This is a genomic window from Ferdinandcohnia salidurans (genome assembly GCF_042680725.1).
GTDB lineage: Bacteria > Bacillota > Bacilli > Bacillales > Bacillaceae_L > Ferdinandcohnia > Ferdinandcohnia salidurans.
Genome location: NZ_JBHUEK010000033.1, coordinates 55,040 through 65,363, shown reverse-complemented (window position 1 = coordinate 65,363; position 10,324 = coordinate 55,040). Strand labels below are relative to the sequence as shown.

At 40.8% G+C, this 10,324-nt stretch carries 8 protein-coding genes, 11 tRNA genes and 1 rRNA gene; 1 reads left to right on the top strand and 19 read right to left on the bottom strand.

Annotated elements, in window-relative coordinates; all coding sequences use genetic code 11:
• From ACFSFW_RS22360 to ACFSFW_RS22300, 13 genes are all read right to left on the bottom strand, one after another.
• A 16S ribosomal RNA gene (locus ACFSFW_RS22360) occupies positions 1 to 264 on the bottom strand; the annotation flags it as partial.
• A gap of 81 nt (positions 265 to 345) precedes the next feature.
• Positions 346 to 419: transfer RNA gene (locus ACFSFW_RS22355), tRNA-Gly, on the bottom strand.
• 17 nt (positions 420 to 436) lie between these two features.
• Positions 437 to 513: transfer RNA gene (locus tag ACFSFW_RS22350), tRNA-Pro, on the bottom strand.
• Positions 514 to 521: 8 nt separating this feature from the next.
• Positions 522 to 598, bottom strand: a tRNA-Arg gene (locus ACFSFW_RS22345).
• Positions 599 to 685: 87 nt separating this feature from the next.
• Positions 686 to 772 (bottom strand) — tRNA-Leu (locus ACFSFW_RS22340).
• A 17-nt stretch (positions 773 to 789) separates the two neighbouring features.
• Positions 790 to 870 (bottom strand) — tRNA-Leu (locus tag ACFSFW_RS22335).
• Positions 871 to 885: 15 nt separating this feature from the next.
• A tRNA-Lys gene (locus tag ACFSFW_RS22330) sits at positions 886 to 961 on the bottom strand.
• Positions 962 to 996: 35 nt separating this feature from the next.
• A tRNA-Gln gene (locus ACFSFW_RS22325) sits at positions 997 to 1,071 on the bottom strand.
• A 135-nt stretch (positions 1,072 to 1,206) separates the two neighbouring features.
• Positions 1,207 to 1,282: transfer RNA gene (locus tag ACFSFW_RS22320), tRNA-Val, on the bottom strand.
• A gap of 60 nt (positions 1,283 to 1,342) precedes the next feature.
• Positions 1,343 to 1,414: transfer RNA gene (locus ACFSFW_RS22315), tRNA-Glu, on the bottom strand.
• Between the two features lie 10 nt (positions 1,415 to 1,424).
• A tRNA-Ser gene (locus ACFSFW_RS22310) sits at positions 1,425 to 1,515 on the bottom strand.
• Positions 1,516 to 1,517: 2 nt separating this feature from the next.
• A tRNA-Asn gene (locus tag ACFSFW_RS22305) sits at positions 1,518 to 1,592 on the bottom strand.
• Between the two features lie 120 nt (positions 1,593 to 1,712).
• Positions 1,713 to 2,174 carry a SprT family protein gene (locus ACFSFW_RS22300; protein ID WP_304219383.1) on the bottom strand — a complete coding sequence of 154 codons (462 nt, stop codon included), beginning with the start codon at positions 2,172 to 2,174 and terminating at the stop codon, positions 1,713 to 1,715.
• Between the two features lie 154 nt (positions 2,175 to 2,328).
• On the opposite strand from ACFSFW_RS22300, the gene cmpA reads away from it, so the two are divergent.
• Positions 2,329 to 2,442, top strand: coding sequence for a cortex morphogenetic protein CmpA (gene cmpA, locus ACFSFW_RS22295; protein ID WP_087947091.1), 114 nt, complete (start codon positions 2,329 to 2,331; stop codon positions 2,440 to 2,442).
• A gap of 18 nt (positions 2,443 to 2,460) precedes the next feature.
• Here the strand turns inward: cmpA and ACFSFW_RS22290 are convergent, their stop codons facing one another.
• The 6 genes from ACFSFW_RS22290 to ACFSFW_RS22265 form a co-directional block, all read right to left on the bottom strand.
• Positions 2,461 to 4,611 (bottom strand): Tex family protein, encoded by a 2,151-nt coding sequence (locus ACFSFW_RS22290; protein WP_388041536.1) that lies wholly within the window; start codon positions 4,609 to 4,611, stop codon positions 2,461 to 2,463.
• Between the two features lie 82 nt (positions 4,612 to 4,693).
• A complete protein-coding gene (sigB, locus tag ACFSFW_RS22285) occupies positions 4,694 to 5,449 on the bottom strand; it encodes an RNA polymerase sigma factor SigB (RefSeq protein WP_388041520.1) in 756 nt (251 codons plus the stop codon).
• A 259-nt stretch (positions 5,450 to 5,708) separates the two neighbouring features.
• Complete coding sequence (gene ndoA / locus ACFSFW_RS22280; protein WP_010284636.1) at positions 5,709 to 6,059, bottom strand: type II toxin-antitoxin system endoribonuclease NdoA; 351 nt, start codon at positions 6,057 to 6,059, stop codon at positions 5,709 to 5,711.
• A gap of 4 nt (positions 6,060 to 6,063) precedes the next feature.
• The gene (locus tag ACFSFW_RS22275) at positions 6,064 to 6,345 is read right to left on the bottom strand and encodes a CopG family ribbon-helix-helix protein (protein ID WP_010284645.1); all 282 of its coding nucleotides are present in this window, start codon (positions 6,343 to 6,345) and stop codon (positions 6,064 to 6,066) included.
• 224 nt (positions 6,346 to 6,569) lie between these two features.
• Entirely contained in the window at positions 6,570 to 7,733 is a 1,164-nt protein-coding gene (gene alr / locus ACFSFW_RS22270) for an alanine racemase (RefSeq protein ID WP_304219391.1), read from the bottom strand.
• A gap of 189 nt (positions 7,734 to 7,922) precedes the next feature.
• Positions 7,923 to 10,298 (bottom strand): immune inhibitor A domain-containing protein, encoded by a 2,376-nt coding sequence (locus ACFSFW_RS22265; protein ID WP_417398466.1) that lies wholly within the window; start codon positions 10,296 to 10,298, stop codon positions 7,923 to 7,925.
• Positions 10,299 to 10,324: the final 26 nt, after the last annotated feature.

Here is a 10,324-nt window from a genome sequence, read left to right as displayed (position 1 = left end):
CACCAACTAGCTAATGCGCCGCGGGCCCATCTATAAGTGATAGCTAAAAGCCATCTTTTAATATGATACCATGTGGTCTCATATGTTATCCGGTATTAGCTCCGGTTTCCCGAAGTTATCCCAGTCTTATAGGCAGGTTGCCCACGTGTTACTCACCCGTCCGCCGCTAACTTTTGGGAGCAAGCTCCCAAAAGTTCGCTCGACTTGCATGTATTAGGCACGCCGCCAGCGTTCATCCTGAGCCAGGATCAAACTCTCCAATAAGAGTATTGATTGCTCAATAATTTGTTACTTTAGAATTAAACGTTGACGCTTGTATTATGTTTAGTTTTCAAAGAACTAATTTGGAGCGGGTGATGAGAATCGAACTCACGACATCAGCTTGGAAGGCTGAGGTTTTACCATTAAACTACACCCGCATATATTAAATTTCGTCTGGTCGGGAAGACAGGATTCGAACCTGCGACCCCTTGGTCCCAAACCAAGTGCTCTACCAAGCTGAGCTACTTCCCGATATAAAATGGCGCGCCCGAAAGGAGTCGAACCCATAGCCTTCTGATCCGTAGTCAGACGCTCTATCCAATTGAGCTACGGGCGCATATTCATCAGTGATTTGAAATCAGCGACTTTTCTATAATAGCATCTCACAAACTTAATTGCAAGTACTTTTTTAAAAAAACTTTTTTGGTGCGGTCGAGAAGACTCGAACTTCCACGGGATCAACTCCCACTAGGCCCTCAACCTAGCGCGTCTGCCATTCCGCCACGACCGCAAATACATTAAATACAGTGCGGGTGAAGGGACTCGAACCCCCACGTCAAAGACACTAGATCCTAAGTCTAGCGCGTCTGCCAATTCCGCCACACCCGCATTTATTGATATAAATGGTGAGCCATGAAGGACTCGAACCTTCGACCCTCTGATTAAAAGTCAGATGCTCTACCAACTGAGCTAATGGCTCGTGCAATGTTTTTTGATAACTGTTCGTAATCAAAGTGGCTGGGCTAGCAGGATTCGAACCTACGAATGACGGAGTCAAAGTCCGTTGCCTTACCGCTTGGCTATAGCCCATTGAATAGACTTCATGAATTCTCTTCTTCGAATAAACTTCATGAACTTTCACCGCAAGAGGATATTTTGGGTTATTTCAGTAGGAAATAACACGAAATATCGTCGACATTACTAAGTAATAATCGCAACTTAAAATGGTGGAGGATGACGGGATCGAACCGCCGACCCCCTGCTTGTAAGGCAGGTGCTCTCCCAGCTGAGCTAATCCTCCATGTTTTAGAGATAGAAATGGGAGGTAAGATTTTATCAATCCTACATCCCATCATTAGTATGACCCGTACGGGATTCGAACCCGTGTTACCGCCGTGAAAGGGCGGTGTCTTAACCGCTTGACCAACGGGCCATTTAAAATCTGGCGGAGAAGGAGGGATTTGAACCCTCGCGCCGCTTACGCGACCTACACCCTTAGCAGGGGCGCCTCTTCAGCCACTTGAGTACTTCCCCATTGGCTCCGCAGGTAGGACTCGAACCTACGACCGATCGGTTAACAGCCGATAGCTCTACCACTGAGCTACTGCGGAATAATGTGACGACATTACTTATTATAAAAACAGACTTCCTTGTTGTCAAGAGCATCTATTTTTTTATTGTTCAACCGTTTTGCGGCGACTTTTATAATTTATCACATGATTAAACCTGAGTCAAACTTTTTTTGCTTCCATTAATTTCCCTGAGCATTTTCCACAAACGTACCGTTTTGTATCGATCCTTCTTTTCCTTACATATCCTAGCCCACAGCTTGTACATGTATACAAGTATTGCTTTGACATTTTTCTTCTTGTGACAGATTCTAATGGTTTACAGAATCGAGGGGCGTCCACTGCCTTTAAGAGATTACGAAAGTCACGATCGCGATGCTGATATCCTTTTCCCTCAAGATGTAAATGATAATGGCACAGTTCATGCTTAATAATCCCGACTAGTTCTTCGATTCCACGTTCTTGATAATACTTTGGATTCAGTTCAATATTGTGAGATTTTAGAAGATACCTGCCACCTGTAGTTTGTAATCGATTGTTAAAAGTGGCTTTGTGAAGAAATGGTTTGCCGAACAGTTCTAAAGAAACCTCTTCCACTATTTTTTGTAGTTCAAACTGTTCCATGTTTTTTTTCCTCCTTTCTATCCTTTTCGAACAGGACGTACTGTATCTGCATACACTATATATACTCAAACCTATAGTTTGGTAACTTCATCACTATAGTATCATTTTTTTATTTTTCGGAGGGTAAAAGTTTATTAACGAGGAGGTTTAACCTATGCCTACTTGGCTTCAAAACCAAATGAAACGTGCCTACTATGAGAAAAATCGATACCAAATTAAATTATTGAATCAATGCTGGTATTTTTATAGAAAAAAACACTGCTCGTGAGCAGTGTTTTTAGATTTATTAGTTTTGTGGCGGAAGCATTGTTAATGCCACTCTTCCTTTTTTAACATCTACGTCATCTATCCAGACCGTTACAACATCTCCGACTGATACTACATCAAGTGGATGTTTTACGAAGTTATTGCTTAGTTTTGAAATATGGACTAAGCCATCCTGTTTCACTCCGATATCAACAAACGCTCCAAAATCTACAACATTTCGAACAGTTCCTTCAAGCTCCATTCCTTTCGCAAGGTCTTCAAGCTTAAGGATGTCTTTTTTAAGTAATGGTTTTGCCAGTTCATCACGTGGATCACGTTCAGGGCTTACTAACGCTTCTGTAATATCGTGAATGGTGATTTCACCAATTCCCATTTCAGCAGCCACTTCCTCTGCCACGATAGATGAGATGGCTTCTTTTAAATTATCTGTACCAAGGTCATTACTCGTTAAACCATATTTCGCAAGAAGTTTTTTAACTTCCTTGTAGTTTTCCGGGTGAATTCCTGTACGGTCTAATGGTTCATTACCATCAACAATACGAAGGAAACCGATACATTGCTCATATGTTTTTGCACCAAGGCGTGGAATGTTCTTTAATTCGCTTCTGTTCGTGAACTTCCCTTGTTCTTCCCGTTTTTTGACGATGTTGTTTGCGACAGCTTTGGATAGGCCAGCTACATATTGTAATAAAGATGGGGATGCTGTATTCACATTCACTCCAACCTTGTTCACTACCGTTTCAACGACGAAGGTTAGCTGGTCATTTAATTTTTTCTGTGAAACATCATGCTGGTATTGACCTACTCCCACTGACTTCGGATCAATTTTCACTAGTTCTGCTAATGGATCCTGAAGTCTTCTTGCAATGGATACCGCACTTCTTTCTTCAACTTGGAAATCAGGAAACTCTTCTCGCGCGATATCGGATGCTGAGTACACACTTGCACCCGCTTCATTCACGATAATATAGAAGATTTCTTGATTTACTTCTTTTAAAACATCAGTGACAAACTGCTCTGTTTCTCTTGAGGCTGTACCATTTCCGATTGCCACCATTTCAACCTTAAATTCTTGGAGAATGGATTTGATTTTTTTAACCGCTTCTTCTTTTTTATTCACTGGCGGATGCGGGTAAATGACATCTATTTTTAAAACCTTCCCTGTTTCATCAACAGCAGCTAGTTTACATCCTGTTCGATAAGCAGGGTCAGCCCCTAGAACAACCTTACCTTTTAGTGGTGGCTGTAAGAGTAGATTACGAAGGTTTTCTGAGAAAATGTGAATGGCTCTATCTTCTGCCTTCTCCGTCAACTCTTTTCGGATTTCTCTTTCAATTGAAGGCTGAATCAAGCGTTTATAGCTATCTTCAATTGTTTCTACGATATATGGAGTTACTGGTGAATTTTCCTTCTTTACGATTTTCCGATGTAAGAAGGTTACAATTCGGTCAAGAGGTGGCTCAATTGATACACGTAAGATTTCCTCTTTTTCACCGCGATTCATCGCTAGTACACGATGTGGAACTACCTTATGAATAGGCTCTTTGTATTCATAGTACATTTCGTAGACATTTTTTTCGTCTTTTTCTTGATCCTTTACCACTGTTTCAATTGTGCCTTGTTTGAAGGTTTCATTGCGGATCCATTGGCGGAAAGTCGCGTCATCCGAAATCCACTCAGCGATAATATCTTTAGCCCCCTGGATAGCATCTTCAGCACTGAGTACTTCTTTTTCCTCTGAAATGAACCCGGTAGCATATTGTAAGACATCTACATTCATTGGGAAGGTATATAACCATTCTGCAAGTGGCTCGAGTCCCTTTTCTTTTGCCACGGTCGCTTTTGTACGACGCTTTTGCTTATATGGTCTGTATAAATCCTCAACCTGCTGTAGCTTTGTCGATTTCATGATTTCTGCTTGAAGATCATCTGTTAACTTTCCTTGTTCAGAAATAAGTCGAATGACCTCTTCTTTTCGTGTCTCAAGGTTCTGTAAATACGTCCATTTTTCTTGTACATCTTTAATTTGTACTTCATCTAAAGAACCTGTCAGTTCTTTACGATAACGAGCAATAAAAGGTACGGTGTTGCCTTCATCTAAGAGGTTAATCACACTATGCACTTGCTTTGGTGTAATTCCAATTTCTTTGGCGATGGTTTTTACCATCATTTCATTTGATTGCAATGTTTGTGTCAAAACTGTTTTCCTCCTACTTTCACTTCTAACTCTTATCTATTCTACCAAAATTAGCTCATCCAAGTACTGCTTCTCGAAGCTTTTTAATGGCATTTCGTTGGATGCGGGACACATGCATTTGTGAAACCCCAACTATTCTGCCCGTCTCTCTTTGACTCTTCTCTTGAATATACGTGTAGTAAAGAATTCTCTTTTCACGATTAGAAAGCACATGGAGAGCCTTCTTTACATCCAATCTTTTCAATACTTTCTCGTAAGCTCTATCCTTCTTACCTACTGTTTCTATGATCGCTTTGCCTTCAGACTCTTGGTCAATCGGCATTTCAATTGATTTTGAATAATAAGCTTGTCCAAGTTCCATTGCTTCTAGGACTTCCTTTTTATCTACATGAAGATAATTTGCGATTTCATGTACCTCTGGTGTCCTTTGCAAGGCTACTGTAAGTTCTTCTTTTGCCTTTTTTATTTTAATTCCGAGTTCCTTAGCCCCTCTTGGCACATGTACACTCCATGTTTTATCTCGTAAATAATGTTTAATTTCACCAATAATTGTTGGTACAGCAAAGCTATTGAAGCTCTTTCCAACCGTTTGGTCGAATCTTCGGATCGCACCCAAAAGTCCAATTCTCCCTACTTGGACAATATCTTCGTGAAACGCTCTGCCTTTAGAGTATTTCCAAGCAATTGAATGAATCAGATTTTCATACTTCTCAACGATTTCCCTTTCTATTGCTTTTGAGCCAGTTTTTCGGAAGTCCTGTACCAGCCTTTCTACTTCGTCTCGTTTCGGATTTGTAGATTGCCTTTTCATTCTTTTCCACCGCTCTCTCTTTATTTTTTTCGAAAGGTATTTAAGGATAATCCCTTATAATGTACTTCGATAGAAGAGTGTGATATCCTTCACATTTCAGGATTTGTTACATAAGTAAAATGTTTTTGTAATATATTATGTAGCCGGTATTTATAGGATCAAAGACTAAGAACGCCACAACCTGTGGACATAATAAATAAAATAAAAGAAGCTACCACGGGGTAACTTCTCATAGGCGTATCACATATAAATAAATGAATTAAAAATCGATGAGTCCTAAACTAATTTGTAAGGCATCATCCACTCTGTCCATCATCTCTTCATCGAGATGTGTTATCTTATCGGTTAGACGCTGCTTATCGATTGTACGAATTTGTTCTAACAGAATAACTGAATCGCGCTCAAATCCATAACGCTCCGCATCGATCTCAACATGGGTTGGGAGCTTCGCTTTTTGAATTTGTGCAGTTATGGCTGCGACAATGACTGTGGGACTAAACCGATTCCCGATATCGTTTTGGATGACAAGAACAGGACGAACGCCTCCTTGCTCTGAGCCAACAACTGGGGAGAGGTCTGCAAAATAAACGTCGCCACGTTTTACAATCAAATGATTACCCCCCGCTAACTAAGCGTTCTACGGTGTGGTCAGCCTCAGATTCAGCTAAAAAAGCCTCCGATGCAATAGTAAGGTTGATTTTTGCCATTTCCATGTAACCGCGTCTCATAGATTCTGTAATTTGACGCTTCTTTCTCTCGCGTAGATACATTTTTGTAGCTTGATAAATCAGTTCATTACGGTTACCGTTTTCTTGTTTCACTAGGCCATCCAACTCACTAATTAGGTTTTGTGGTAATCGTACTAGAATTTCTGTTGTTGCGCTGGATTCAGACACAAACATACACCTCCACCAACTTGCCACCAATATTCTACTCCAATCTTAATAATACCATTATTATGATTAGATGCAAAGCTTAATCCATTAATTCTTAATTATTATCGACATATACAATTGGTTTTTATGCATAGGATTTACAAGGTTTCCAGAACCTGCATTTATTATCGTGCATAAAAAAAGAAAGTGATCCAACGTGTACAACCATTGTACTATTTTCTCTACTAGTAATGTCTTAATAACGGATTTCTCACTTCAATTATTCTCTTATTTCTTAAAAAAATACGCGGAACCCGAAAACTTATCGTACATGTAACCTCGTAGTTGATCGTTTCAAGAGCGCTCGCCACATCGTCTACACTAATAAATTTGTTATTTTGCTCCCCGATTAAAGTGACTTTTGTGCCTACCGGAAGTTTATTTGGAAGTCGAACCATAAATTGGTCCATACAGACACGACCAATGATTTGACAGAGTTCACCGTCAATTAACACGTTCGTATTTTGTAGTTTCCTAATCCAACCATCGGCGTAGCCGACTGGAACTGTCCCGACCCACATATCTTCATCTGCTGTAAAAGTTGCCCCATAGCTTACTTTTTCGCCTTTTGATATTCGTTTTATATGGACGAGCTTGCTATGGAAAGAAAAGGCTTGCTCAAGCTCGTAAGGCAGCTGATCTTTTATTTCCGGTGATGGGGTCATTCCATACATCCCAATTCCCAGTCTTACCACATTAAATACTTTCTCGGGGAAACGATAGCCAGTTGCACTATTTCCACAATGAATTAGCTTCGGTTTGTTTGGAATCCACTCAAGCATTTCCTGGAAGGTCTGAAATTGTTGTTCAAAATAAGATGTATCAATTTCGTCTGCTGTTGCAAAATGAGTAAAAACACCATCGAGTTGAAGTTGAGGATTTTGCTCAACTTTCTTAAGAATCGTTTGTAATTCCCCTTTTTCTTTAACTCCAAGGCGTCCCATTCCTGTATCAAGTTTTAAGTGAAGGGTAAGTGGAGTAATGCCTTGATAGTTTTCTAATACCTCCTCAAGCCACTCCTCGCTGTAAATGGTGAGCGAAATATTGTGTTCTGCTGCAATCGCAACATCAGTTGGACGTGATGCTCCAAGTACAAGAATTGGTGCATCTATTCCTCCATGGCGTAGAGAGATTGCTTCATCGATAAACGCAACTGCAAGATAGGTAGCACCCGCTTCGAGGGCCGTTTTTGCAACCTCCACGTCTCCGTGCCCATACGCATTTGCCTTAACGACTGCCATTATGTCCACTTGTTCTGGTAAAAACCCTTTCATGTTCTTTACATTCTCAAAAATGCGATCTAAATCCACTTCAACCCAAGTATCACGATAAAAATGGGTAGAGTCCATGAATAAACACCTTCTTAGATTATTAACTACTATATGAATTCGATTATTAAACTTAGTTGTGTCCATGTCAATGGTAGTTTTTCATCATACCCATCTTAACATATGACGAAAAAAAGAAAATATGTTGAAGAAAAACTAAAATGCACGCCAAAGACCCCTTTGGGTGGTCAAAGGGGTCTAAAAATATTTTTATTTAAAAATTAACACCTTACCTACTGTGCCATCAGCACTTTGGCCAACAACACGGAATTTCAGGCCGTACTCAGGAATGTTACGTCCTGCATCGACTAAGCCTGGGTTACTATAGTCAGCACTATCATCAAATAAAGGTGTGCGTTGTGTGAAGTTGTCTTTCATTGTAAATTGACCTGGGTAATCTAAGAACATTTTTTCTGATTTATCTAAGCTGAATGCAGCATCATGGAGCTGATAACGCGAAGATCCAACAGCTTTGTCATTCCAACTTACGGCGTGCTGATCCGCATCGACAACTCCTAAGAAACCATCACCCGGATGTGCCCCAGTCCAGTTATTGTCATAGCTTTCATCGACATACCAAACCACTAGACCTGGGTCATATGACATTAGGCTCTCTCCACGGCGGATGTTCTTTAAGCCTTCATCGACTCCATTATGGGATCTCCATTCTAGTAAATAGTAATGGTTTGTTTCATATTTCCCATCATGTTTTTCAAAGCCATCTAATGCAAATTGTGGTTCTCCTTCTGCTCCATCAGTGAACACTGTAGTTCCGTCCGCCGTTACTGTTACATTATCCGCAAAGAAACCATCAAGGTTTGTTGCCCAATCTGTCATTGAACGGAATTGTAGTTGGATTTCTTCACCAGCATAATCGCTTAAATCAATCGTTTCATGGACCCAACCATTACTAGAACCAGTATAACCTGGTAGGTTTTCACTAATTGCTGGATAACCATTAGGATCAAGAGTTGTTGATGTTCGGTCGCTTGACAGCGATGTCCAAGTGCCTCCTCCATCAGTTGAAACTTGAACCATAGCATAATCCCAATCTTGTTCGATATTATACCAAGCATCAAAGTCAAGGGTTGCACTTGAAGCCCCTGTCAAGTCAACCTTTGTCACCATTTTATGGTCTACTTCGTCTCCTTTACCACCGTAATACTCATATGATCCATCAGCAGGTGAATTTAGTACATTCAACTTTCCTGGCAAATCAATACGTACGGCATCATGATTGGTACCTTTTGTTACACCCTCATCTAGAAGGACAGTCGTACCATCACCAGTGATATCATTGGCATGAATTGTTGTCCCACTTAACCAGTTACCACCATGCCATGCTTGAAGCTTTTCTTTTGCATATGCACTCATACCTGGTGGTTCTGTTCCAGGAATATCTCCAGCCCAGCTTCCACTAGCCATTACTGACCAGTAGGCAACAGCCTCACCAGCTCCACTATATACAGTGTCATATTCATCCGGAAGACCTAGATCATGACCAAATTCATGGATGAAAACACCTGCAGCTCCGTCTTCAGGTTCAATCGTATAATCGTAGGCACCTAAAAGCCCACCAAAACGGTCACTATTTGAAGTTCCACCTGGTACTGCAACTAGATCACCAAGGTTCCAACGGTGTGACCAGATTGCATCCCCACCAAGAGAACCACCGCCTGCTTCTTCACCTACACCTGCATGGATAACCATAAGATGGTCAATAATTCCGTCTGGCTCATTATATACACCGTCTTCGTCATAATCGTCACGATCCCAAACATCGTATTCACTTAAGTCTACATTTGGGTCCGCTCCAGCTTTTGTTAATGCTTCATACACTAATGTACGTGGACGAGCATCACTGTCATCTTCCGTTGGGAAATTCCCACCATAATAAGCTGCGGGGTGATCCGCTGTATACCAACCTGCTACAGTTCCATCAACTGTATAACTACCACCTGATTGTTGATCATAGTACTGCTTCATGGATATTAAATTTTCACCGTTTGGTCCTTCATACCCATCCTCACCGAAAATCATGTTTTGGAAATGATCATGGGTATAGTCCTCATACCACATATCTGTTTCTTCTTTTGTTATTGAGCTTTTTTTATAGTCTGGGAAGTCAATGGCAAGGACTAGAACCTTATCACTACGAACCTCACCGTCATAGTCCTCTTCCTGCACAGGATCCACTGTATTTTTCTTAGCTTGTCCAAGCTTGTTCCCCTTTCCGTTTTTCAAACCATTATCATTTGATTTTTTTGCAGATTTAAGATTTGCATCAAGCCCTTTTGGTAGCTTGTCCTTTGTTTGACCAGAGTTCGCTGCTTTTGCCTGTAAAAACTTTTTCAACACCTTCTCCGCTTCTGCTGGGGAAGCGTCTTTTGCGATTTTGCCATTTTTCTTGAGCATTTCAATGAGTTTTTCATCGTTTGCGATTCCTAAATCGATTGGTGAGCCTTGTGAAGCTAGTTTTGAGGATACATCTGATGCGCTAGCGTTTGGTGACATGGCTGGACCTGCTAATAGTCCAACGCTTAGTGATAAAGCAAGTGCTGTGGAAAAAATCTTTTTCTTCTTCAATTTCATACCCCTCCAAATATCTGTTT